Source organism: Aeromicrobium sp. Root472D3, assembly GCF_001426485.1.
Classification (GTDB): Bacteria; Actinomycetota; Actinomycetes; order Propionibacteriales; family Nocardioidaceae; genus Aeromicrobium.
Genome location: NZ_LMET01000001.1, coordinates 2622495 through 2646686 on the forward strand (window position 1 = coordinate 2622495; position 24192 = coordinate 2646686).

A 24192-nucleotide genomic window follows, 5' to 3' on the forward strand; every position below is an offset into this window, starting at 1 on the left:
AAACATGACGCATGGCAGACGACCTGGTGCTCGGCATCGACTCCTCGACCCAGTCCACCAAGGCCGTCCTGGTGGACGCCTCGAGCGGACGGGTCGTCGAGCAGGCCTCGGCACCCCACCCGCCCGGCACCTCGGTCGACCCGCGTGCCTGGCTCGACGCCTTCGACACCGCGACCGCCGGCCTGCTCGACCGGGCGTCCGCGCTCGCCGTCGGCGGCCAGCAGCACGGCATGGTCGCGCTCGACGCCTCCGGCACGCCGGTGCACGACGCGATCCTCTGGAACGACACCCGCTCCGCGGCACAGGCCCGGACGCTGATCGACGAGCTGGGCGGGCCCGACGCGTGCGCCGAGGCGGTCGGCAGCGTGCTGGTCGCGTCGTTCACGTCGACCAAGCTGCGCTGGCTGCGCGACCACCAGCCCGACGCCGCCCGACGCACGGCCGAGGTGCTGCTCCCCCACGACTACGTGTCGCGCCACGTCACGGGCGGCGAGGCGTTCACCGACCGCGGCGACGCGTCGGGCACGGGCTACTTCTCGACCGCGGACGACGCGTGGCGTCCCGACCTCGCCGAGGCGGCGATCGGCCACGCCGTCGCCCTCCCCCGCATCGTCGGCCCGGCCGAGACCGCCGCCGTCACGGCCTCGGGCCTGGTGCTCGGCGCGGGAACCGGCGACAACATGGCCGCCGCGCTGGCGCTCGACCTCGGCCCCGGCGACGTCGTCGTCTCGATCGGCACCTCGGGCGTCGCCTCGACGATCAGCACCACGAGGGTCTCCGACGGCACCGGCGCCGTGACCGGGTTCGCGGACGCGACCGGCAACTTCCTGCCCATGGGCACCACGATGAACGCCGCGCGCATCCTCGACCTGCAGTGCGCGCTGCTCGGCGTCGACCACCACGAGCTCGGACGCCTCGCGCTCGCCGCGCCCTCGGGCGCCCACGGGCTGACGATCTCGCCGTACTACGCGGGCGAGCGCACCCCCAACCGTCCCGACGCCACCGGCACGTGGTCGGGCCTGACGGCCGCGACCACCCGCGAGGACGTCGCGCGAGCGGCCTTCGAGGCGCTCCTGTGCTCGCTCGCCGACGCGGTCGACCTCGTGACGTCGATGACGGGCGAGCCGGTCCGCCGCATCCTGATGGTCGGCGGCGCCGCGGCCAACCCCGCGGTGCACGCGCTCGCCCCGGCCGTCCTCGGGGCCCCCGTCACCGTCCCGGCCCCCGGCGAGTACGTCGCGCTCGGCGCCGCCCGCCAGGCCGCCTGGGCGCTGTCCGGATCGTCCACCCTCCCGGACTGGACGCCTCCGGCCTCGGAGACGTACGAGGCCGAGGCGACGCCCGCCGTGCGCGAGGCCTACGCGCAGCTGCGCGACCGCACCGCAGCGTGGCACTGAGCACCCCCACCCCCGACATCCAGCACCCACAACAGATTGGCAGAGCATGACCATCCCCACCCCCGCCCCGTCCGACAAGTTCTCCTTCGGTCTGTGGACCGTCGCCTACGGCGGACGTGACCCGTTCGGCGACGCGACCCGCGCCCCGATGGACCCCGTCTACGCGCTCGAGAACCTCGCCCGCATCGGCGCCTACGGCGTCAACTTCCACGACGACGACCTGATCCCGTTCGGCTCGGACGACGCGACCCGCGACGGCATCATCCAGCGCTGGAAGAAGGGTCTCGACGACACCGGCCTGGTCGTCACGACCGCCACGACGAACCTGTTCACGCACCCCGTCTTCAAGGACGGCGGCTTCACGTCGAACGACCGCGACGTCCGCCGCTTCGCGATCCGCAAGGTCATGCGCAACATCGACCTGGCCGCCGAGCTCGGCGCCAAGGTCTACGTGTGCTGGGGCGGCCGCGAGGGCGCCGAGTCGGGTGCGGCCAAGGACGTCGCGGCGGCGCTCGACCGCTACCGCGAGGCCTTCAACGTCCTGGGCGAGTTCGTCCACGACAAGGGCTACGACATGAAGTTCGCGATCGAGCCTAAGCCCAACGAGCCCCGCGGTGACATCCTCCTGCCGACGATCGGTCACGCGCTGGCGTTCATCGAGACGCTCGACCGCTCCGAGAACGTGGGCGTCAACCCCGAGATCGGGCACGAGGAGATGGCCGGCCTCAACGCGGCGCACGGCTACGCGCAGGCGCTGTGGCAGGGCAAGCTGTTCCACATCGACCTCAACGGCCAGAGCGGACCCCGCTACGACCAGGACTTCCGCTTCGGCGCGGGCAACGTGCGCGGCGCCTTCTGGGTCGTCGACACGATCCTGGCCGGCGGCTACGACGGCCCCGTGCACTTCGACTTCAAGACGCCCCGCACCGAGGACGACAACGGCGTCTGGGCGTCGGCGGCGGGCTGCATGACGAACTACCTCGTGCTGCGCGACAAGGTGCAGGCGTTCCGCGCCGACCCCGAGGTGCAGGCCGCCCTCGAGGCCGCCAAGCTGCCCGAGCTGTCCGTCCCGACGCTCGGCGAGGGCGAGGGCTGGGCCGAGCTCGAGACGGCCACGATGGCCGACCCCGACGAGCTCGCCGCCCGCGGTGCCGCGTTCGAGCACCTCGACCAGCTCGCCCTCGAGCACCTGTACGGGGTGCGCTGAGCGTGGCCCAGACCGTCCGGCACGCCGGGGCCCCCACGGGCACCGAGCAGGTGCGACGCCAGAACACCGGCCTCGTCCTGCGCTCGCTGCGTGCCGACGGTCCTGCCACGCGCACCGAGCTGGCCCGGCGCACCGGGCTGGCCAAGGCCACGGTCGGGACGATCGTGGCCGAGCTCGAGAACGGTCGGGCGGTCACCGAGGGCGACACCGCGTCGCCCTCGGGGCCGTCCGGCCGCGGACGTCCGGGGCGTCCCGTCACCCTGACCGGCGAGTCCGTCATCGGGCTGGGGCTCGAGGTCAACGTCGACTACGTCGCGGCCGTCGCGATCGACCTGGCCGGTCGGGTCGTGGTCGTCGAGACCCGCCCCGTCACGACGGCCGGGCAGCCGCCCAGCGCCCGCGAGCTCGTCGGGCTCGCGACCGACGTCCGGTCGGCCCTGGTGGCCGAGGGGCGCTCCGTCGTCAGCGCGACCGTCGCGGTGCCCGGCCTCGTGGCCCACGACAGCCGGACCGTCTCGTGGGCACCCAACCTCGGCTGGGACGGTCGCGCACTGGCCGACGAGCTCGAGGAGGCCTTCGGGGGCGACTGCCCCACGACCGTCGACAACGACGCCAACTGCGCGGCCCTGGCCGAGGCGTCGCACGGCGTCGCGACCGACGTCGACGACTCGCTGTACCTGACCGGCACGATCGGCATCGGCGCCGGCATCGTGCGCGGCGGGACGATCGTGCGTGGCGGGTCGGGCTTCGCGGGCGAGGTCGGCCACATGCCGATCGGTGCCCCCGCGGCACCGTGCGGCTGCGGACGCCTGGGGTGCTGGGAGGCGTCGGTCGGCCTGCGCGCGATGCTCGCGGCGGTCGGCATGGACGAGCAGTCGACCCCCCTGCGCACCGCGACCGCCGTCGCGGAGCGGGCCTCATCGGACGAGCGGGTGCGCGCGGCCCTGGAGGTGCTGGGCCTCGATCTCGGGCGCGGCCTCGCGACGCTCGCCGCCGTCCTCGACCCGACCGCGATCGTGCTGGGCGGCTACTTCGTCCCGCTCGGCGAGTTCGTCGTGCCGGCAGCCCGGGCCGTCCTGGCCGAGCGCCTGCCGACCGCCGACCTGCACCTGCCCGACATCCGCCTGAGCTCGCTCGGCATCCACGCCGCGGCCCTCGGCGCGGCCGAGCACGCGCTGAGCGACGTGTTCTCCGGCTCCCTGACGCTGTGACCCGCCCGACGCCTCGACGGGCGTCTCACGTCAGGTGGTCGTTCGCCCCGCTGACCCACTCGACGTAGCGCTGCGCGGACCGCTGGACGATCGCGTCGGCACCCGGACCGATGCCGGCCCCGACGTTGTTGTAGAGGTGGTCGTACTCCCACCGACCGACGTGCGCGGCGATGCGGCGCACGACCGCGGCCGACAGCGGGATGCGGTTGGGGTAGCTGCGCAGGAACGTCACTCCCCCGTCGGCGACCGGGAAGATCGCGTCGCCGGCCAGCAGCAGGCCGCGTCCCGTCTCGGGCGGGTCGACCCAGAGCGCGACGGTGCTGCCCGGGAAGTGACCGCCGACCTGGTCGAGCAGCAGGCCGGGGAGCACCTCGAACGCGTCGGTCCACGTGCGCATCGCCGGGACCCGGTGACCGACCCACCGGTCGTCGGCGTCCGCGACCCAGATCGGTGCGTCGTCGAAGGCCGCCGACCACGCCGACTGCGCCCCGTACATGTGCGGGTGGCTGGCGACGATCGCGGCGACGCCGCCGAGCTCGCGGACCCGGTCGACCGATGCCGCGTCGATCAGGCCCGGCGGGTCGAACAGCAGGTTGCCCGCAGCGGTGCGGACCAGCGACGCCCGCTGGCCGATGCCCACGTCGTCGGCGCCGACCGACCAGAATCGGTCCGACACCCGGGTGACGTCGACCGACCGACCCTGCGACCGCAGCCGCTCGAGGGTCGTCCACCTCTGGCCCGCGGCGGGGACGTACTGGCGCTCGTCGTCGCAGATCGGGCAGGGCCCGGGCGCGTCGGCGGAGGGTCCGCGCTCGACGGCGCAGGCCTCGCAGAGCCACACCGTCATCGCGGCACCGGTCCGGTGCGCAGCACCAGCAGCGCCACGTCGTCGTCGACCGTGCCGGGCATCTGCGCGAGCAGCAGCTCGCAGACCTGCTCGAGGTCGAGGTGCTGCGTGTCGGCGAGCACCTGCTCGAGCCACGCGAACCCGTCGTCGAGGTCGTGGTCGCGCCGCTCGATCAGGCCGTCGGTGTAGAGCACCACGGTGCTGCCGACGGGAGCCACGACGTGGTGGTCGACCCGCTCGGCGGCCAGCAGGCCCAGCAGGACGTCGGCCTTGCGGTGCAGCACCGTCGCGACGCCGTCGGGCGAGACCAGCACGGGCGGCGGATGACCCGCGTTCGACCAGCGGAAGGTCATCGCACCGTCGTCGGCGGCATCAGCGAGGTGGGCGACGACCGCCGTCGCGAGCACGTCGAGCTGCAGGCCCGTCACCGCGCCCTCGAGCGACGACAGCACCTCGGCGGGCGTCTGCCGCGCCGTCATCGAGACGCCGCGGGTCAGGTTGCGCAACTGCGCCATCATCGCCGCCGCGTCGCGGTCGTGACCCGTCACGTCGCCGATGACGACGGCGAGGTCGCCGTGCGGCAGCGCGAAGGCGTCGTACCAGTCGCCGCCGACCTGCGCCTCGGTCGAGGCCGGCACGTAGCGCACGGCCACCTGGACGTCGTCGCGCTGCACGGGGCGCGACAGCAGGCTGCGCTGCAGCGTCTCGGACAGCTGGGCCTCGAGCTCGCGGTGCGCCCGCTCGGCCTGCTCGGTCCGGGCGCGTCCCAACGCCCTGCCGACGATCGAGGCGGCCAGGCGGATCGTGTCGCGCAGGTCGCGGTCGACCCTGACCCGCGGCGCCAGTCGCAGCACCAGGACGAACGGCTCGACGCCCGCCCGGGTGGCGCCCGCCACCGCCCACGCGATCCGGGCACCGTCGTCGAGGGTCTGGACGACGACGTGCTCGCCGTCGAGCGGCTCGTCCGGGGCGTCGGGCAGGCCGGTCGTGCGACCGTGCTCGTCGACGGTGGCCTCGCGGATGTCGACGACCTCGAGCTCGTCGGACCCGCCGCGCAGCACCTGCAGCGCGCGGGCACGGACGTCGTCGGCGTCCGCGACGTCGGCGAGCTCCTCGGACAGCCGCGCGAGCAGCTCGACGCGTCGCTGCCCCTGCACCTGGCGGGTCGTCTCGGTCACGACGTCGATGACGCCCTCGATCGTGCCGTCGGAGCCGCGGACCGCCGAGTACGAGAACGTGAAGTAGCAGTCCTCGAGGAAGCCGTGGCGCTCGAGCGGCACCAGGGCGTGCTCGACCAGGAGCGCCTCACCCGTCTCGGCGACGCCCTGCATCATGGGCGCGATCTGCGGCCACGCCTCGGCGAACACGACCTCGGCGGGCGCGCCGATCGCGGCCGGGTGCTTGTCGCCGATGAGCTCGACGTAGGCCTCGTTGTAGAGCACGACGAACGACGGTGCCCACAGCAGCGTCATCGGGAACTTGCTGTGCATCATCAGGTCGACGGTGCCGCGCAACGTCGGGCTCCAGGTGTCGACCGCGCCCAGCGGGGTGGACGCCCAGTCCACCTGGTCGAGCCCCGGGCGCAGGCCGCCGGCTGCCGAGAAGAGATCGCGCTGCACGACACGATCCTACTGAACCGCTCAGCTGGCCAGCGCCGCATCGGCGTCGCGGCACGACGCCGCGAGCCGCTCGACCGGATCGGCCAGCAGCGGCTCGAAGGCCAGCTCGGCCGCGCCGTGCAGCACCGAGTCGCCGCTCAGGCCGGGCAGCGTGACGCGTGCGAGCTCGCGCGGCGCCGTCAGCGCGTGGACGGCCAGCTGCGCCTCCACGTCCTCGTGCACCAGCGGGAACAACGAGCGCAGGTAGCCGCCCAGCACGATGACCCGCGGGTTCAGCATGTTGACGATGCCCGCGATGCCCCGTCCCAGGTGCGATCCCACGAGCCGCAGCTCGGGCGACGCGTCGTGCACGCCCTCGAGGAACTCCCCCAGCGCGCCGACCCGCTCGGGCGGGCAGCCGATCGCCGCGGCGATGGCGTCGGCGCCGATCTCGGTCTCCCAGCACCCGCGCGCACCGCAGTGGCACAGGCGTCCGTCGGGCTGGAACGGCATGTGGCCGATCTCGCCCGCGTAGCCGCCGGCGCCCTCGAGCTTGTGACCGTTGACGATGACACCGGCACCGACGCCGACCTCGCCCGACAGGTAGACGAGGTCCTCGACGCCCACGCCGGCCCCTCGCAGGTGCTCGGCCAGCGCGCCGAGGTCGGCATCGTTGCCCAGCACGGGGACGCCGAGAGCGCCCAGCCGGACGCCGAGGATCTCGGCGAACGGCACGTCGTGCCAGTCGAGGTTGGGCGCGAAGCGCACCAGCCCGTCGTCGGCCCGGATGATCCCCGGCACGCCGACGCCGACGCCGACCAGCGCCGCGTCGGGCTCGACGTCCTTGACGACCAGGCGCATCAGGTCGACGACCGAGCCCGCAACGGCGTGCGGGTCGTGCCCCGCGGGCACCGGTCCGGTCGCGCGGGACTGGATGACCCCGCCGAGACCCACGCGGGCGACCGTCAGGCCGTCGACCCGCAGGTCGACCGCCAGGACGTACGCCCCGTTGCGGGCCTTGACGTCGACCGACGGGCGGCCCGCGCCGAGCCGGGCGCCGGAGGGCTTGGCCTGCTCGGCCAGTCCCAACGACTCCAGCTCGGCGACGAGCCCCGCGATGGTGCTGCGGTTGAGGCCCATGCGCGTCGTCAGCTCGGCCCGCGAGAGCCGGCCCGCCCGGTGGATGTGCCCCAGGACGGTGCCCAGGTTGTGCCGACGCACGTCCTCCTGGTTGGTGCCGACTCCCGCGCGCCCCGCGGAGGCCATGGTTACAGGCCTGTCGCGGAACGCCGCCTGCGCGAGATCGCGTCGACGGTGGCCGCGAGCAGCAGCACGCCGCCGGTCACGACGTAGTTGATCCACGAGGCCTGGGCCAGCAGGCCGAGACCGTTGGCGATCGTCGCGATGACCAGGCCACCGACGACGGCGTTGCTCGCCTTGCCCTTGCCACCGAAGAGGCTCGTGCCACCGATGACGGCCGCACCGACCGCGTACAGCAGCGTGTTGCCGCCACCGGACGCCGTCGACACCTTGCCGCCGTACGAGGCCAGGACGATGCCGCTGACGACCGCCATGGTCGTGCACATCATGAACACCGAGATGCGGATGCGGTCGACGTTGATGCCGGCGCGACGGGCCGCCTCGGCGTTGCCGCCGACGGCGTAGACGTGGCGTCCCCAGGTGGTGCGGCCGAGCGCGAACGTCCAGGCGATCAGCAGGACGACGACCAGCGGGATGACGTACGGGATGCCCTCGATCGGGAAGTTCGGGTTGACGCTGCGGTTCTGGTTCAGGATCAGCGTGATGCCCAGCAGCACGACGGCCATCGCGACGATCTGCACGATGACGACGGCCAGCGGCTGGTGCTGCAGGTTCTGCGCGACCTTGCGGCGGTGCTGCAGCAGACGCAGCGCGGCGAACACGACGATGATGACGACCGCCGCGATCCAGCCGGCCAGGACGCTCATGTTGGTGTTCGCGATCCCGCTGATGACCGGCTGGTCGATGCGGACGGACCCGCCCTCGCCGATCAGCTTGAGCAGGACGCCCTGCAGGCCGAGGAAGAACGCCAGGGTCACGACGAACGACGGGATGCCGAGCTTCGCGACGAGCACGCCCGTGACGATGCCGATGACGGTGCCCGTGAGCAGCCCGGCCACGACGGCGACGGCCCATCCCTGGCCGTGGTCGACGATCAGCAGGCCCATGACGGCGGCACCCGTGCTGCCGGCCACACCGGCCGACAGGTCGATGTCGCCGAGCAGCAGCACCGGCACGAGCGCCATCGCGAGGATGATGATCGAGCCGGCCTGCGTGGCCAGGTTGGCCATGTTGAGGTTCGACAGGAAGCGGTCGTTGGCCAGGCCGAAGACGATGAACAGGACCACGAGTCCGGCGATCGACGGCAGGGCGCCCATGTCGCCGCCGCGCACGCGCTGCACGTAGGCCTTGACGGAGTCGCCGAGGGTGTTGGACTGCGTGAGGTCGTTGGCGAAGCCTGCCTGCTCCGCGTCGCTGATGATGTCAGCCATGAGTGGTGTGTCCCCCGGTTCAGACGGTGGTGGACGGGCGCGGGGCCACGTCGAGGTCGGATGATGTGCCGGTCGTGATGAGCTCGACCACTTGGCGCGAGGTGACGTCCTTCGTCGCGACGTCGGCCGCGACGCGGCCGAGGTACAGCGCGGTGATGCGGTCGGCGACCTCGAACACGTCCGTGAGGTTGTGCGAGATCAGCAGCACGCCGACGCCGGAGTCGGCCAGACGGCGCACGAGGTCGAGCACCTGTCGGGTCTGGGCCACGCCGAGGGCAGCGGTCGGCTCGTCGAGCAGCACGACCTTGGAGTTCCACAGCACCGACTTGGCGATCGCCACGGTCTGGCGCTGGCCGCCCGACAGGCTCGACACGCTCTGGCGCACCGACTTGACGGTGCGGACCGACAGCGACTTGAGCGCCTCGCGTGCCTTGGCCTCCATCGTCGACTCGTCGAGGACGATGCCGTTCTTGCTCTCGCGACCGAGGAACATGTTCTCGACGATGTCGAGGTTGTCGCACAGGGCGAGGTCCTGGTAGACGATCTCGATGCCGAGGGCCGCGGCGTCCTTCGGTCCGTGGACCGAGACCTTCTCGCCCTCGAAGAGGTAGTCGCCGGTGTCGGCGGGGTAGATGCCTGCGATGGCCTTGACCAGCGTCGACTTGCCGGCGCCGTTGTCGCCGACGAGGGCGGTCACCTGACCGGGGTAGATGGCGAGGTCGACGTCGTGCAGGACGTGGACGACGCCGAAGCTCTTGTTGACTCCGCGCAGCTGCAGGAGTGGGGTCGTGTCGCTCATGGTGAGCCTTCCGAGGTGCTGGTTCCGAGATGTGACGGGGGTGGTGCGAGCAGCAGCGGGTGCGGCCCGCCGGCGTGACCGGCGGACCGCACCCCTGGGTGCTACTTGACGCCGTTCTCCTCGCAGAGCTTCGCGAAGTCGGCGGTGCAGATGTCGGAGGCCTTCAGGTCTCCGGCGTCGACGACGGCCTGGACGTTGGTCTTGTCGATCGCGACCGGGTCCAGCAGGATCGACGGGACGTCACGGCTGCCCGTGTCGTCCTTGACGGTGCCCGTGGTCTTGACGTCCTCGCCCTTGACCATGGCGATCGCCGTCTCGGCGAGTGCCTTGGCCTGGCCGGTGGCCGACTTCTGGATCGTCATGCACTGGTCACCCGTGAGGATGTTCTGCAGACCCTCGACCGAGGCGTCCTGACCGGTGACCGGCACCTTGCCGTTCTGGCCGTTCTTCTTCAGGATCGAGATGACGCCGCCCGCGAGGCCGTCGTTGGCCGCGTAGACGCCGTCGACCTTGCCGCTGACCTTCGTGTAGAGCTGCTCGAAGATCGTGACGGCCTTGTCGTTGTCCCAGTCCGGGACGGCCTGCTCGGCGGCGTTCTTGTACGTCGACACCTTGTCGAGGACGCTGTGCGCACCCTCGGAGAACAGGGTCGCGTTGTTGTCGGTCGGCGAGCCGTTCAGGTAGATGATGTTGGCGTCGGTCTTGCCGTCGGCCTCGAGGCACTTCTGCAGGCCCTCGCCCTGCAGGGCGCCGACCTTGCTGTTGTCGTACGAGATGTAGACGTCGGCCGAGCCGCCGAGGGTCAGACGGTCGTAGTCGATCGTCTTGACGCCCTGCTTGGCCGCCTTGGCCTCGATGGCCGCACCCGAGTCGGAGTCGAGGTTGACGATCGCGAGGACCGTCACGCCGTCGGTGATCATGCCGTCGGCGATCGTCGCCATCTTGTCGGCGTCGCCCTCGGCGTTCTGGACGTCGTAGTCGACGTCGGCAGCCTTGAAGGCCGCCTCGAGCGCCGGCTTGTCAGCGCTCTCCCACCGCACGGACGACTTGGTGTCCGGGAGGATGACGCCGATCTTGCCCTTGGCCGCGCTGTCGCCGCCGCCGGTGCTGCCGCCGTCGCTGCCACCACTGCTGTCGCTGCTGCCGCACGCGCTGAGCGCGAGAGTCAAACCCATGACCGATGCCAGCACGAGATTGCGTGTCCGCTTCACCAGACCGCCTCCACTTCCTCCGTTGTGCGTCCTGGCCGAGGATGTTTCGCCCACGTAACGCGTTTGTTGTTTGGGACAACGTATAGCGTGGCGGGGGTCACGTCCAGCAACTCGGACAACAAATTGGTGCGGCGGACGACATTTCGTCCGGTCACGGGCACGACGAAGGGGTGCCGCCGGTTCGGCGACACCCCTTCGTACCCTCTGACCTGCGCAGATGCGCAGCGGACGTCAGTCGAGCAGGCTGCGCAGGACGTACGGCATGATGCCGCCGTTGCGGTAGTAGTTCGCCTCGCCGGGCGTGTCGATGCGCACGACGGCGTCGAACTCGACGACCGATCCGTCGGCCGCGGTGGCCGCGACGTGGACGGTCTTGGGCGTGCGGCCCTCGTTGAGCTCGGTGATGCCCGTGAAGTCGAACGACTCCTCGCCCGTCAGGCCGAGCGACTCGGCCGTCTGGCCCGCGGGGTACTGCAGCGGCAGGACGCCCATGCCGATCAGGTTCGAGCGGTGGATGCGCTCGTACGACTCGGCGATGACGACCTTGACGCCCAGCAGCGCGGTGCCCTTGGCCGCCCAGTCGCGCGACGAGCCCGAGCCGTACTCCTTGCCCGTCAGGACGACCAGCGGGACGCCGGCGGCCGCGTAGGCCTCGGACGCCTCGAAGATGCTCGTGACCTCGCCGTCGCCGACCAGGTTGCGCGTGAAGCCGCCCTCGGTGCCCGGCGCCATCTGGTTGCGCAGGCGGATGTTGGCGAACGTGCCGCGGATCATGACCTCGTGGTTGCCGCGACGCGATCCGTAGGAGTTGAAGTCGCGGGCCTCGATGCCGTGCTCGGAGAGGTACTTCCCGGCGGGGCTGTCCTTCTTGATCGCACCGGCGGGGCTGATGTGGTCGGTCGTGACCGAGTCGCCCAGCTTGAGCAGCACCCGCGCGCCCGACACCTCGGTGACGTCGTCGGGCTCGAGCTTCATGCCGTCGAAGTACGGCGCCTTGCGGACGTACGTCGAGTCGGCGTCCCACTCGAACACGTCGCCGTCGGGCGTCGGCAGGTTCTGCCAGCGCTCGTCACCGGCGAACACGTCGGCGTACTCGCGGCTGAAGGTGTCGGAGTCGATCGACGACGCGATGACGTCCTCGATCTCCTGCGGCGTGGGCCAGATGTCCTTCATGAAGACGTCGTTGCCGTCCTCGTCCTGGCCCAGCGCGTCGTTGAACAGGTCGACGGCCATCGAGCCGGCCAGCGCGTACGCGATGACCAGCGGGGGCGACGCCAGGTAGTTCATCTTGATGTCGGGGTTGATGCGACCCTCGAAGTTGCGGTTGCCCGACAGCACCGCGGTGACAGCGAGGTCACCGTCGTTGACGGCCTTGCTGACCTCGGGGATCAGCGGCCCGGAGTTGCCGATGCACGTCGTGCAGCCGTAGCCGACGAGGTTGAAGCCGAGCTTGTCGAGGTAGACGTTGAGGCCCGACTTCTCGTAGTAGTCGGTGACGACCTTCGAGCCCGGTGCCAGCGTCGTCTTGACCCACGGCTTGCGCTGCAGGCCCTTCTCGACGGCCTTCTTGGCCAGCAGGCCCGCGCCGATCATGACCGACGGGTTGGACGTGTTGGTGCACGACGTGATCGCGGCGATCGTGACGGCACCGTGGTCGATGTCGAACGACGTGCCGTCCTCGAGCGTGACCGACTGGACGTCGGACGCGTCGGACGAGCCCGCGTAGTCGGCCAGGGCCGTCTGGAACGACGACGCCGACTCGGTCAGCGAGACGCGGTCCTGCGGGCGCTTGGGGCCGGCGATCGACGGGACGACGTCGCCGAGGTCGAGCTCGAGGTACTCCGAGAAGCGCGGCTCGTGGTCGGGGTCGTGCCACAGGCCCTGGGCCTTCGCGTAGGCCTCGACGAGCGCGATCTGCTCCTCGTCGCGACCCGTCAGGCGCATGTACTTGGTGGTCTCGTCGTCGATCGGGAAGACCGCGATCGTCGAGCCGTACTCGGGGCTCATGTTGCCGATCGTGGCGCGGTTGGCCAGCGGCACCGCGCCGACGCCCGAGCCGTAGAACTCGACGAACTTGCCGACGACGCCGTGCTGGCGCAGCTTCTCGGTGATGACGAGCACGAGGTCGGTGGCGGTGGCGCCCTCCGGCAGCTCGCCCGACAGCTTGAAGCCGACGACGCGCGGGATCAGCATGCTGATGGGCTGGCCGAGCATCGCTGCCTCGGCCTCGATGCCGCCGACGCCCCAGCCGACGACGCCCAGGCCGTTGACCATCGTGGTGTGCGAGTCGGTGCCGACGCAGGAGTCGGGGTAGACCAGCGTGCTTCCGTCGGCGAGGGTCTTGTCGAAGACGACGCGGGCGAGCTTCTCGATGTTGACCTGGTGCACGATGCCGGTTCCGGGCGGGACGACCTTGAAGTCGTCGAACGCACCCTGTCCCCAGCGCAGGAACTGGTAGCGCTCGCGGTTGCGCTCGTACTCGATCTCGACGTTGCGCTCGAAGGCCTCCGGCGTGCCGAAGACGTCGGCGATGACGGAGTGGTCGATGACCATCTCGGCCGGCGCGAGGGGGTTGATCTTGGTGGCGTCGCCGCCCAGGTCGGCCATCGCCTCGCGCATCGTGGCGAGGTCGACGACGCAGGGCACGCCGGTGAAGTCCTGCATGATCACGCGGGCGGGCGTGAACTGGATCTCCTTGGAGGGCTCGGCGTCGGCGTCCCAGCCGGCGAGCGCCTCGATGTCGGCCTGCGTGATGTCGGCACCGTCCTCGGTGCGCAGGAGCGATTCGAGCAGCACCTTGAGGCTGAACGGGAGGGTCGAGACGTCGAGCCCCTCACCGGTCACCGCACCCAGACGGTAGTAGTCGTACGAGGCGTCCCCGACTGAGAGGGAGTCCTTGGAATTGAAGCTGTCGACGGCCATCGTCATTCTCCTTCGAGAGGTCTGTTCCATCCTGCCCAGCGGCGCCCGACGGCGCACGGTCAGGCTCACCTAACCCGGGACCACGATGTATCTTGATATCAAGATACATGATGTCGAGACGATCCGCACGCGACGCGCGCCGTCAGAACAGGTCGGGGAACCGGAGCACCTGGGCGAAGAACGCGATGTAGGCCAGCGCGACCGACAGCAGGCCGACGACGCCCAGCACCTCGATGACGGTCAGCACCCGGCTGCGTCGCTCGGACGTCACGGCGCGCTCCCCCACCCCCAGCACGACGCGCGTGCCGACCAGCCGGTCGGCGAGCCCCCGGTCGGTCGACAGCAGGAGGGGGACCAGCAGCACCAGCAGCGCGAGGTAGGCCGCTCCCCCGACGTGCCAGGCCTCGGGCGTCAGCCGGCGCAGCACCGTCGGCAGGCCGACCGGGACGGCGGCCGCGGCGAGGTCGAGCAGCACCGCCATCACGACACCGCGCAGCACGCCGCGCAGCGCGCCGGTGGGGGCACCGGTCCGGACGTCGACGACCGCGAGCCCGACCCGGTGCTTGCCGATGCTGTGGCCCCGGAGGCCCTGCCGCAGGCCGTTGTTGACCACGACGAACAGCTCGCCGACGATGAGCCCGACCAGGACGAGGTGCTCCGACAGCGTCACCGACCAGAGGTCGCGCGTCGCACCGTCGTCGACGGCGAGCTGCACGACCTCGGCGACGACGTAGAGCAGCGCGCCCGCCGAGAACGCGGCGCTGAACAGCAGGGCGTCCTGGCCCAGCGCCTCGCGCCGCAGCCGGCGGACCGTGCTGGCCGTGGTGGTCCCGGACGTGCCGCTCGTCGTCATGGTGCTCCTATCGCATCGACCGCACGTAGGCCACGAGCTTGCGCCCGTCCCGCACGCGGTCCTCCCAGGTGATGCCGATCCCCAGCAGGACGGCGCTGACGACGGCGATGAGCACGACCCGCGGCGCGGCGTTCGCGTACGGCCCGATGTTGAACAGCACGATCAGCAGCAGGATCGACGTGCCGGCCACGAACGGGGCCTGCCAGCCCAGCCGGACCGCGACCGCGAGCACGACGAGAGCGCCGAGCCCGAGCAGCAGCGCGCGGAGCCCGGTGGGATCGGCCAGCGACTGCGGCACGCTCGGCAGCAGGGCGAGGGCCAGTCCGGGGCCGAGCAGCGTCCAGGTGCTCGCATCGGGGCGTCGGGCCGTGGCCCAGACCCCCGCGGCGAGCGCCGCGGCGCCGAGGGGAAGCGTGTACGCCTCGACGAACGAGAAGCCGCTGTCGACGATCAGGGCGACGTACGCGACCACCAGGGCCGACATGCCCGGCCACACCAGCCAGCGGCGTCCGCCGGCGACGAGCGCCAGGGCGATCAGTCCGACGCCGGCGACCGTCCAGCGCACCGCGATGCCGCCCGATCCGGCGGGCACCAGCAGGGCGCCGGCGAGCGCTACCCCGGCCGCGATCTCGACGGCCGGCGAGACCGGGTGGTCGGGACGGACGAGGCGGGCGGCAGCCATCAGCAGCAGCGCCACGACGACGGCGACCAGGGGCGGCACGACGGAGTCGTCCACGTCGAGCAGCCCGACCGTCGCCGCGGCGCCGGCGACGAGGAGGCCGGTACCGATCGCCGCGTGCGCCCGGGCGAGCCCGACGTCGCGGCTCGCGAGCGCGACGGCCCCGAGGACCACGCCACCCACGAGCCAGGTCGCCGCGGACACACCGTGCGACGCCAGGGCGAGGGCCGAGGCGGCCAGGACGAGCGCCAGCGCGACGGGGGTCGGCACCGACGCCGGGCCCTGCGGCTCCGCGCCGGGGCGCAGCCGGGACCAGGCCGCGGCGGCGGCCAGGAGCAGCAGCACCGCCGCGACCCCCCACACCGCGGGGCGCAGGGCGACGACCGACGTGACCGAGCCGAGTGCCAGCGTCGAGCCCAGGACGGCGCCCCGCCGCGCCCGGACGGGCGCGAGCTCGGGCCATGCCGTCACCCACCACGTCGTGGCGAGCAGGCCGACGAGCACGACCGGCACGACCCACGCGGCGTGGTCGTCGACCACGGTGGCGTCGAGACGCGCGCTCCAGCTCGATCGCCAGACGTTGTCCAGGATCGAGCCCGCCGTGCCGAGCGCCTCGCCCACCAGCACGAGCTGGACAACCGCGACCGCAGCCACCGCGGGGACCGCTCCGGCGCGGGCCCCGCGCATCCAGTCGGTGGACCCCCTGGACGTGGCGGCCGTCAGCACCACCGCGAGGACCGAGAGGACCGCCCAGGCGACCTCGAGGCTGCCGGCCTCGACCGCCGGCGTGACGACCAGGGCCGAGGCACCGACCACGGCCAGTGCCACCGCCGGGATGCGCACGACCGGCACGACCGACGCGATGACGACCGACGCGACGACCATGAGCAGCAGCGGCCCGCCGTGGCCGCCCCGCGCGACGTCGTCGAGCGCGGGATGGGTCAGGAGCTCGACGACGGCCGCCCCGTAGGCGAAGACGTAGAAGCCCGCCACCACGACCCGGGCGACCGACGTCATCGACGCCGAGCCCACCGGCCGGGTCGCGAGCGCCAGCACCCCGGCGACCACGAGCGCGAGCAGCGCCCGCCACGCGAAGTCCCAGTCGTCGCCGATCGCACCGGCACCGACGCCGGCGACCGTGATCGCGATCCCGCCCGCGACGGCCGGGACCACGAGGTCGGCGCGGACGTGCGGGCGCGCCCACGCCGAGATGCCCGCGGCCAGCGCCAGCGCGACGACACCCCAGACGAGCCACCCGCCCGCGACCTCGAGCGCGCCGAGGCCCACGAGGTCCTCGTGCCGCGCCGCGAAGAAGTCGAGCGTCAGCAGGGCCAGGAACACCGACCACACGGCCTCGGCCGACGCCCGCAGGGGACGGCGGGTGACCCACACGCCGAGCCCGCCGAAGACGGTCGTGACGGCCAGCAGGATCAGCGTGCGTCCGGCCAGGCCGATGTCCTCCCACGACCGGGTGACGAAGATCGACGCGGCCACGACCAGGCCGAACGCTCCGAGCACCAGCAGGATCGTGCCGACCGACCACGATCGATCGGTCGCGGTCGGCGCGGCCTCCGGCGGGCGCATGCGCCAGGCGGGGTCGGGGGCGGGCTGCGGGCCGGCGCCCGGCGCGGCCGGGACGGGCTCGGCGGCGGGCTGCGGTGGCGGAGGCGCGGGGAACACGGGTGTCGCGGGGCCCGGCACGAACGGCGGCGGCGGCTGGGACGGAGCGGCCGGAGCGGCAGGCGCCTGCGGCGGCGGGGACGGGGACGGCACCGGCGGCGCGGGCGTCGACGGCGCGGGTGCCGGTGGCGCGGGGTGCGCGGCGGCCCGACCCGGTGCGGCCGCGCGCGGACGGCGGGCGGCACGGCCGAGCAGGTCGTCGGCCTGCAGCAGCACCTGCCACAGCTGACGCACCTCGACCGACGTGAGGTCGAGCCCGCAGTGCGGGCAGGCGGGTTGCCCCGCGATCGCGCCACGACAGTCCGGGCAGGCCTGCGGGTCGGCGAAGCGCATGCCCACACTGTGTCGTGCGTGGCAGTCGGGCACAAGCACCGGTGGTGCGCGTCGGACCGCCGCCGGTTCCGCGGGCCGCACTACCGTGGGCGTCATGGCCAAGACCCCGGCGACACCGCCGCTCCTGCGCGTCAGCGACCTGCACCGCAGCTTCGGCGAGCTGCACGTCCTCGAGGGGCTCGACCTCGAGCTGCGCAGCGGCGAGGCGCTGGCCCTCGTGGGCCCCAACGGCGCCGGCAAGTCGACGGCCCTGCGCTGCATCGCCGGGGCCGACCAGGCCACGAGCGGCACGGTCGAGCTCGACGGCGAGCCGCTCGACGAGCGGTCGGCCGCGACGCGTCGCGACCTCGCCGTCGTGATGGACGATCTCGACTTCTTCCCCGACCTGAGCGTCGTCGAGCACCTCAACCTGCTCGCCCGCGCCCACCGGGTCGCCGGTGCCGACGCCGTCGTCGACGCCGTGCTGGCCGACGTCGGCCTCGAGCACCAGGCCGCGCAGCTGCCGGGCACGCTGTCGTCGGGGCAGCGACGCCGGCTCGCACTGGCCAGCGCCTTTGTCCGCCCCCGGCGGCTGCTGATCCTCGACGAGCCCGAGCAGCGTCTCGACGCCGCGGGCCTCGCGTGGCTGGCCGAGCGGCTGAACGCCGAGAAGGCCGACGGACTGGGCGTCCTGCTCGTCAGCCACGACGCCGGCCTCGTCGAGGCCGTCGCGGACTGGATCCTCGACCTCGGCGACCTGTGACGACCGTCGAGGCGACCGGCGCCCGCTCGCTGCGCCGGCAGATGCGGGCGTGGCGTCGCGACCGCGCCGACACGACGCTCTACGAGCAGGCCTCCGAGGCGTACGTGTGGGTCTTCACGATCGTGCTCGGCGGCGCGATGGCGATCAGCGCCATGGTGCAGACGCGGGTGAGCATCGCCTCGGCCTGCACCACGTCGACGTGCGACGACGCGCGCACGTCGCTCGTCTGGGCCACCGTGGCCGGCATGGTCGCCACGACCCTGGCGGCGGCACAGGCGATCGGTCCCGTCATGGTGACGCCGGCCACCGGCGCGTGGCTGCTGACGACACCCGTCGACCGAGGCCCGTTGCTGCGCCGCCGGCTCGTCGCGGCGGCCGCTGCCGCGGCCGTCGCGTGCGCGGCGGTCGTCGCGGTCACCGGGCTGCTGGCCGGGCTCGGGTACATCGAGATCGGTGTCCTGTCGGCCGGCACCGCGCTCGTCGGGGCCGGGGTCACCGCCTGCGCCGCGATCTGGCAGGCCCGCGACGGCCGGCCCACCCGGATCGCCGCGCTGCTGCTGGCGACCGCGACCGCCGTGTGGATGCTGCTCGTCGCGCTGGACGTCGAGCCGTCCACGACCACCGGGTGGCTCGGGCGTCCCGCCGGCTGGGTCGCGGCCGGCGTCGCAGGAGCGGCCGCCGTGGCGCTGATCGTCCGAGCGGCCGCACGGGTCCCGCGACTGCTGCGCGCCCAGCTCGTGCCCGGCGGCTCCCTGCTCGCGAGCCTGTCGGGCGCTCTCGCCGGGCTCGACCTGTCGCTGGCGTACGACGTGCTGGTCGCCCGGCGGTGGCGCGACCGGGCCACGGTGCGGCCGTCGCGCGGCGGCCCCGAGGGCCTGTGGGCGCTGGTGTGGCGCGACGTCGTCCGGCTGCGGCGGGCCCCGGGTGCGCTCGCGGCCCTCGTCGCGGCGCTGCTCGTCCCCTACGTCGTGCTGCGCCTCGACCTCGACGACACCACGGTGCTCGCCAGCGCGCTGGCCGCCTTCCTCTGCGGGCTGTGGTCGTTCTCGGCACTGCGGACGACGGGCCGCAACCCCGGCCTGGTGCGCTGCTTCCCGATGTCGCTGGCCGAGGTGCGGTCGGCGACGCTCGTCGTCCCCGGCGGGCTGCTGCTCGTGTGGTCGCTCGCCGCCGCGCCGGCGATCGGGCGGTCGCTCGACGACCCGACGGTCGCCGACACGCTGTTCGTCTCCGTCGCGACGGGCGCCACGGCACTGGCGGCGATCGCCCGGTGGATGCTCGCGCCGCCGCCCGACTACTCCATGCCGCTCATCGCGTCACCGACCGGCGCGATCCCCACCGGCCTCATCGGCAGCGCCCTGCGCGGCTTCGACATCGTCTTCCTCGGCGTGGTGCCGATGCTCGTGGCCCCGAACAGCACCGGCGCGCTCGTCTCGCTCGCGCTGACCGGCTCGGTCGTCAGCTACCTCGTCGCCCGCCGCTCACCCCGCTGAGCGCTTCCTCCCCGTGCGGGCAGCGGGCTCAGCGCGTGGCGGTGGGGGCCAGGACGGCCACGCACTCGACGTGGTGCGTCATCGGGAACAGCGCGAACGCGCGCAGACCCGCCAGCTCGTAGCCCCGCGCCGCGAACGACGCGAGGTCGCGGGCCAGCGCGGCGGGATCGCACGCGACGTAGACGATGCGGCGCGGCGCCAGGTCGACGATGCCCTGCACGGCCTTCTTCGCGCCCGTGCGCGGCGGGTCGAGCACCACGACGTCGGCGGTCTCGCCCAGCAGTCGCTGACGCAGGGCCCGCTCGACCGTCTCGCCGACCAGGGTCACCTGCGGCACGTCGTGCAGGTTGCGGCGGGCGTCGCGCGAGCCTCCCGGGTCGGACTCGACGCTGAGCACCGTGCCGGACTCCCCCACCCCGTCGGCCAGGAACGACGTGAACAGGCCGACGCCCGCGTACAGGTCGAGCACGGTGTCGCCGGCTGAGACATCGGCTCCCTCGAGCACCGCCGCGACCAGCGTCTCGGCGGCTGCCGGGTGCACCTGCCAGAACCCCGAGCCCGAGACGCGGAAGTCGACGTCGCGGACCTGCTCGGTCACGGCGCCGCGACCGCCGCGGACCGTCCCGTCGGTCGCGACGACCCCGCCGACCTCGGCCTCGACCTCGTCGCTGATGCTCGCGTCGGTCACCAGGAGCCGGTCGCCGGTGGACGAGACGATGCCCTCGACCGAGGTGTCGTCCCACGTGCGCCCGGTCACCCGCGGCAGGTCGGGGTGGGCGATGAGGCACCGCTCGACCGGGACGATCTCGTGCGAGCGGTGGCGGCGCAGACCCGGACGCCCGTCGGGGTCGACCGCGAACTGCACGCGGGTGCGCCAGCCGAGGGCGTCGGGCGTGACCGCCTCGACCTCGACGGCGCGGTCGATGCCCGCCAGCCGACGCAGCTGCTCGCTCACGACGTCGCCGAGCAGACCGCGCTGCACCGCGGGGTCGACGTGCTGGAAGTCGCAGCCCCCGCACCCGCCGGGGCCCGCGTAGGAGCACGGCGCCTCGACCCGGCCCGGGGCGGCCCGCAGCACCTCGACGGCGTCGGCGCGCAGGAAGCTCGACGTCCGCTCGGTGATCGCGAGGCGCACCGTCTCGCCCGGCAGGGCGTGGCGCACGAAGACGACCTGCCCGTCGAGGCGCGCGACGCAGTGGCCGCCGTGCGCGACGGGACCGACCTCGACGACCGGGCCGGCCTCGTCGACCGGGGGTGCCGTCGTCATCGGTCGCGGAACCCGCGGCGGACGTCGCCGGGGGCGGGTCGCGGCTTGGCGAGCTTCTTCTTGGCGCGACCGGCCGAGCTCAGCTGGTACGGCACGCTCGTGACCATGACGCCGGGCATGAACAGCAGACGCCCCTTGAGCCGCAGCGCGGTCTGGTTGTGCAGCAGCTGCTCCCACCAGCGGCCCACGACGTACTCGGGGATGTAGACCGTGATGATGTCGCGCGGGCCCTGCTTGCGCAGCTCCTTGACGTAGCGGATGACGGGGCGCAGCAGCTCGCGGTAGGGCGAGTTGACGACCTTCAACGGGATCGGGATCGCCAGCTCCTCCCACTGCTTCATCAGCGCAGCCGTCTCGGCCGGGTCGAACTCGACCGTCAGCGCCTCGAGCGAGTTGGGGCGCGACACCCGGGCGTACGCGAGCGCCCGCATCGTCGGCTTGTGCAGCTTGCTGACCAGCACGATCGCGTGGACGCGCGATGGCAGCGTCACGTCGGTGTCGTCGATCGCGAGCTCGTCGGACACCCGGTCGTAGTGGCGCCCGATGCCGCGCATCAGCAGGAACACCAGGACCATCGCGACGATCGCGATCCACGCGCCGGCGAGGAACTTGGTCAGCAGGACGATGACCAGGACCGTCGCGGTCATGCCCAGGCCGATCGCGTTGACGATGCGCGAGCGCTTCATGCGCGACCTGGCCGCGGGATCGGTCTCGGTGCGCAGGTGGCGGTTCCAGTGCTTGATCATGCCGAGCTGGCTCAGGTTGAACGAGACGAACACGCCGACGATGTACAGCTGGATGAGCTTGGTGACCTCGGCGTCGAACGCCTGGATCAGGACGATCGCCGCGAGCGCCAGCACGATGATGCCGTTGCTGAACGTCAGGCGGTCGCCGCGCGTGTCGAGCTGGCGCGGCAGGAAGCCGTCGCGGGCCAGGATCGAGCCCAGCACCGGGAAGCCGTTGAACGCGGTGTTGGCGGCGAGCACCAGGATGATGCCAGTGCACGCGATCGTGAAGTAGAACAGCGGCGTGAAGTCGCTGTAGAGCGTCTTGGCGAGCTGACCGATGACGGTGTCCTGCGAGTAAGAGTCGCCGACCGGCATCCCGTTCGGGCGCAGCAGCTGCTCGGCAGGGTTCTCGACGTAGCGCAGCTTCATCAGGTCGGCCAGCACGATGATGCTCATCAGCATCGTGATTGCGAGGGTGCCGAGCAGCAGCAGCGTCGTGGCGGCGTTCTTGCTCTTGGGCTTCTTGAACGCGGGCACGCCGTTGCTGATCGCCTCGACGCCCGTCAGGGCCGCGCAGCCCGACGAGAAGGCGCGGGCCAGCAGGAACACCATCGCGACGCCCGTCAGGCCCTGCTCGAACTGCCCCTCCGGAGCGATGTCGAACTGCGCGCTGGGCACCGTCGGCAGGTCGCCGAACAGGTAGCGGGCGTAGCCCCACAGGCCCATCATCAAGATCGCGACCATGAACAGGTAGGTCGGGATCGCGAACGCCGAGCCCGACTCCTTGGTGCCGCGCAGGTTGATCGCCATCAGCAGGACCACCAGCGCGGACGCGGCCGTCGCCTCGTGCCCCTCCAGCCACGGCAGCGCCGAGGCGGCGTTCTGCACCCCCGACGAGATCGACACCGCGACGGTCAGCACGTAGTCGACCAGCAGGGCGCTGCCGACCGTGAGGCCGGCGGTCGGGCCCAGGTTGACGGTCGCGACCTCGTAGTCGCCGCCGCCGCTGGGGTAGGCGTGGACGTTCTGGCGGTACGACGCCACGACCGTGATCAGCACCAGCGTCACGGCGATGCCGATCTTCCAGTTGAAGGCGTAGGCCGACAGGCCGCCGATCGACAGCGTCAGGAAGATCTCGTCGGGTGCGTACGCCACCGACGACAGCGCGTCGCTCGCGAACACCGGCAGCGCGATGCGCTTCGGCAGGAGCGTCTCACCGAGCTGTTCGCTGCGGAGCTTGCGCCCGACCAGTGCACGTTTGGCGACCTCGGTGACTCCCACGAGAGACGATGCTAGACCTGTCGGTGGCTCTCGTCCGCACGAGCGCTCCCGTCGGTGTAGCGTCGCCTCCGTGCACATCGTCATCATGGGCTGCGGGCGCGTCGGCTCGACGCTGACCCGCAACCTCGAGGCCCGCGGTCACACGACCGCCGTGATCGACAGCAACCCCGACGCGTTCCGCCGTCTGGGCCCCGCTTTCACCGGCATCACGGTCACCGGCATGGGCTTCGACCGCGACGTCCTGGTCAAGGCCGGCATCGAGCGGGCCGACGCGTTCGCGGCGGTCTCCAGCGGTGACAACTCGAACATCATCTCGGCGCGCGTCGCGCGTGAGCAGTTCAAGATCGAGAACGTCGTCGCCCGCATCTACGACCCGGGCCGCGCCGAGGTCTACGAGCGTCTCGGCGTCCCCACGGTCGCGACGGTCCCCTGGGCCGCCGACCAGGTGCTGCGCCGCCTCGTCCCCGCCGGCTCGGAGCCCGCGTGGCGCGACCAGTCCGGTCACGTCCGGCTCGACCTCGTCTACGCGCCGTTCAGCTGGATCGGCCACCGCATCGCCGAGCTCGAGGCCACCGCCAAGGTGCGCGTCGCGTACCTGACGCGACTCGGCACGGGCCTGATCGCGACGCCCGACACCGTCATCCAGGAGGGCGACTACCTGAGCCTGTTCATGCTCGAGTCGACCGCCGACGACTCGCACGCGGCCCTCGACGCCGGACCGGAGGACAGCTGATGCGCGTCGTCATCGCCGGAGCGGGCGCCGTCGGGCGCTCGGTGGCCCAGGAGCTCATCCAGAACGGGCACTCGATCCTCCTGATCGACAAGTCCCCCGCGTCCATCCGGGCCGAGATGGTGCCCGAGGCGCAGTGGCTGCTGGCCGACGCGTGCGAGCTCTCGTCGCTCGAGGAGGCGCAGCTCGAGTCGTGCGACGTCGTGATCTCGGCGACCGGCGACGACAAGGCCAACCTCGTCATCTCGCTGCTCGCGAAGACCGAGTTCGCCGTGCCGCGCACGGTCGGCCGGGTCAACCACCCCAGCAACGAGTGGTTGTTCAGCGAGTCGTGGGGCGTCGACGTCTCGGTCTCGACCCCGCGCCTGATGTCGGCGCTGGTCGAGGAGGCCGTGACGGTCGGTGACCTGGTGCGGCTGTTCACGTTCCGGCAGAGCAACGCCAACCTGGTCGAGCTCACGATGCCGGCCGACTCGCCGTTCATCGGCAAGCGCGTCAGCGAGGTGCCGTGGCCGGCCGACGTCGTGCTGGTCGCGATCCTGCGCGACAGCTCGATCGAGACGCCCGACGCCGACCGATCGCTCGAGTCGGGCGACGAGCTGCTGTTCGTGACGCCCGAGGACGCCGAGGACACCCTCGGCGAGCTCCTCTCCCCCAAGCACTAGACGCCCAGCGCACCCCGG

Annotated in this window: 18 protein-coding genes; 7 read left to right on the forward strand and 11 right to left on the reverse strand. The window is 72.4% G+C overall.

Going from position 1 to position 24192, the window contains the following annotated elements; genetic code table 11:
- The first annotated feature begins 11 nt into the window (after positions 1-11).
- The 3 genes from xylB to ASD10_RS12965 are packed head-to-tail and all read left to right on the forward strand — an operon-like array spanning position 12 to position 3815.
- The gene (gene xylB, locus ASD10_RS12955; protein WP_056609057.1) at positions 12-1397 is read left to right on the forward strand and encodes a xylulokinase; all 1386 of its coding nucleotides are present in this window, start codon (positions 12-14) and stop codon (positions 1395-1397) included.
- Between the two features lie 46 nt (positions 1398-1443).
- Positions 1444-2604: a xylose isomerase gene (xylA, locus tag ASD10_RS12960; protein ID WP_056609060.1), complete on the forward strand. Its 1161-nt coding sequence runs from the start codon at positions 1444-1446 to the stop codon at positions 2602-2604.
- Between the two features lie 2 nt (positions 2605-2606).
- On the forward strand, positions 2607-3815 hold the full coding sequence (locus tag ASD10_RS12965; protein ID WP_056609062.1) for an ROK family transcriptional regulator: 1209 nt from the start codon (positions 2607-2609) through the stop codon (positions 3813-3815).
- A 25-nt stretch (positions 3816-3840) separates the two neighbouring features.
- Here ASD10_RS12965 and ASD10_RS12970 read toward each other — a convergent pair whose 3' ends face one another.
- The 9 genes from ASD10_RS12970 to ASD10_RS13010 all read right to left on the reverse strand — a co-directional run bounded on the left by ASD10_RS12970 (position 3841) and on the right by ASD10_RS13010 (position 17268).
- Positions 3841-4662 carry a hypothetical protein gene (locus ASD10_RS12970; RefSeq protein WP_056609064.1) on the reverse strand — a complete coding sequence of 274 codons (822 nt, stop codon included), beginning with the start codon at positions 4660-4662 and terminating at the stop codon, positions 3841-3843.
- On the reverse strand, positions 4659-6281 hold the full coding sequence (locus ASD10_RS12975) for a PP2C family protein-serine/threonine phosphatase (protein WP_056609066.1): 1623 nt from the start codon (positions 6279-6281) through the stop codon (positions 4659-4661). Before ASD10_RS12975 ends, ASD10_RS12970 begins: the two co-directional genes overlap by 4 nt.
- A gap of 21 nt (positions 6282-6302) precedes the next feature.
- Positions 6303-7526 carry an ROK family transcriptional regulator gene (locus ASD10_RS12980; protein ID WP_056609068.1) on the reverse strand — a complete coding sequence of 408 codons (1224 nt, stop codon included), beginning with the start codon at positions 7524-7526 and terminating at the stop codon, positions 6303-6305.
- Positions 7527-7528: 2 nt separating this feature from the next.
- Positions 7529-8791 (reverse strand): sugar ABC transporter permease, encoded by a 1263-nt coding sequence (locus ASD10_RS12985; protein WP_056609070.1) that lies wholly within the window; start codon positions 8789-8791, stop codon positions 7529-7531.
- A 19-nt stretch (positions 8792-8810) separates the two neighbouring features.
- Positions 8811-9590: an ATP-binding cassette domain-containing protein gene (locus tag ASD10_RS12990; protein ID WP_056609071.1), complete on the reverse strand. Its 780-nt coding sequence runs from the start codon at positions 9588-9590 to the stop codon at positions 8811-8813.
- Positions 9591-9691: 101 nt separating this feature from the next.
- Positions 9692-10801, reverse strand: a complete 1110-nt coding sequence (locus ASD10_RS12995; protein ID WP_056609073.1) for a sugar ABC transporter substrate-binding protein — start codon at positions 10799-10801, stop codon at positions 9692-9694.
- A 231-nt stretch (positions 10802-11032) separates the two neighbouring features.
- Positions 11033-13723 carry an aconitate hydratase AcnA gene (acnA, locus tag ASD10_RS13000; RefSeq protein WP_056610538.1) on the reverse strand — a complete coding sequence of 897 codons (2691 nt, stop codon included), beginning with the start codon at positions 13721-13723 and terminating at the stop codon, positions 11033-11035.
- 142 nt (positions 13724-13865) lie between these two features.
- Entirely contained in the window at positions 13866-14576 is a 711-nt protein-coding gene (locus ASD10_RS13005) for a hypothetical protein (protein ID WP_056609076.1), read from the reverse strand.
- Positions 14577-14583: 7 nt separating this feature from the next.
- The gene (locus ASD10_RS13010; RefSeq protein WP_157432587.1) at positions 14584-17268 is read right to left on the reverse strand and encodes an SCO7613 C-terminal domain-containing membrane protein; all 2685 of its coding nucleotides are present in this window, start codon (positions 17266-17268) and stop codon (positions 14584-14586) included.
- Between the two features lie 94 nt (positions 17269-17362).
- Here ASD10_RS13010 and ASD10_RS13015 point away from each other — a divergent pair, with 94 nt between their 5' ends.
- Positions 17363-18010, forward strand: a complete 648-nt coding sequence (locus ASD10_RS13015) for an ABC transporter ATP-binding protein (RefSeq protein ID WP_056609079.1) — start codon at positions 17363-17365, stop codon at positions 18008-18010.
- Entirely contained in the window at positions 18007-19503 is a 1497-nt protein-coding gene (locus tag ASD10_RS13020; protein WP_056609082.1) for a DUF6297 family protein, read from the forward strand. The genes ASD10_RS13015 and ASD10_RS13020 overlap by 4 nt, the downstream gene beginning before the upstream one ends.
- A 28-nt stretch (positions 19504-19531) precedes the next feature.
- Here the strand turns inward: ASD10_RS13020 and ASD10_RS13025 are convergent, their stop codons facing one another.
- Entirely contained in the window at positions 19532-20770 is a 1239-nt protein-coding gene (locus ASD10_RS13025) for a class I SAM-dependent RNA methyltransferase (protein WP_056609084.1), read from the reverse strand.
- A complete protein-coding gene (locus ASD10_RS13030) occupies positions 20767-22779 on the reverse strand; it encodes an APC family permease (RefSeq protein ID WP_056609086.1) in 2013 nt (670 codons plus the stop codon). The genes ASD10_RS13025 and ASD10_RS13030 overlap by 4 nt, the downstream gene beginning before the upstream one ends.
- Before the next feature lie 70 nt (positions 22780-22849).
- Between ASD10_RS13030 and ASD10_RS13035 the strand changes: the two genes are divergently transcribed.
- Together ASD10_RS13035 and ASD10_RS13040 are read left to right on the forward strand one after the other, a co-directional pair.
- A complete protein-coding gene (locus ASD10_RS13035) occupies positions 22850-23512 on the forward strand; it encodes a TrkA family potassium uptake protein (protein WP_056609088.1) in 663 nt (220 codons plus the stop codon).
- Positions 23512-24174, forward strand: coding sequence for a TrkA family potassium uptake protein (locus ASD10_RS13040; RefSeq protein WP_056609090.1), 663 nt, complete (start codon positions 23512-23514; stop codon positions 24172-24174). The genes ASD10_RS13035 and ASD10_RS13040 overlap by 1 nt, the downstream gene beginning before the upstream one ends.
- The last annotated feature ends 18 nt before the right edge of the window (positions 24175-24192 follow it).

Bases quoted from the DNA above. Each gene is read 5' to 3' on its own strand.
- acnA (WP_056610538.1), bottom strand. From the start codon at position 13,723: ATGGCCGTCGACAGCTTCAATTCCAAGGACTCCCTCTCAGTCGGGGAC.
- ASD10_RS13010 (WP_157432587.1), bottom strand. From the start codon at position 17,268: ATGCGCTTCGCCGACCCGCAGGCCTGCCCGGACTGTCGTGGCGCGATC.
- ASD10_RS12985 (WP_056609070.1), bottom strand. From the start codon at position 8,791: ATGGCTGACATCATCAGCGACGCGGAGCAGGCAGGCTTCGCCAACGAC.
- ASD10_RS12970 (WP_056609064.1), bottom strand. From the start codon at position 4,662: ATGACGGTGTGGCTCTGCGAGGCCTGCGCCGTCGAGCGCGGACCCTCC.
- xylB (WP_056609057.1), top strand. From the start codon at position 12: ATGGCAGACGACCTGGTGCTCGGCATCGACTCCTCGACCCAGTCCACC.
- ASD10_RS13025 (WP_056609084.1), bottom strand. From the start codon at position 20,770: ATGACGACGGCACCCCCGGTCGACGAGGCCGGCCCGGTCGTCGAGGTC.
- ASD10_RS13015 (WP_056609079.1), top strand. From the start codon at position 17,363: ATGGCCAAGACCCCGGCGACACCGCCGCTCCTGCGCGTCAGCGACCTG.
- ASD10_RS12990 (WP_056609071.1), bottom strand. From the start codon at position 9,590: ATGAGCGACACGACCCCACTCCTGCAGCTGCGCGGAGTCAACAAGAGC.
- ASD10_RS13005 (WP_056609076.1), bottom strand. From the start codon at position 14,576: ATGACGACGAGCGGCACGTCCGGGACCACCACGGCCAGCACGGTCCGC.
- ASD10_RS12980 (WP_056609068.1), bottom strand. From the start codon at position 7,526: ATGGCCTCCGCGGGGCGCGCGGGAGTCGGCACCAACCAGGAGGACGTG.
- ASD10_RS13040 (WP_056609090.1), top strand. From the start codon at position 23,512: ATGCGCGTCGTCATCGCCGGAGCGGGCGCCGTCGGGCGCTCGGTGGCC.
- xylA (WP_056609060.1), top strand. From the start codon at position 1,444: ATGACCATCCCCACCCCCGCCCCGTCCGACAAGTTCTCCTTCGGTCTG.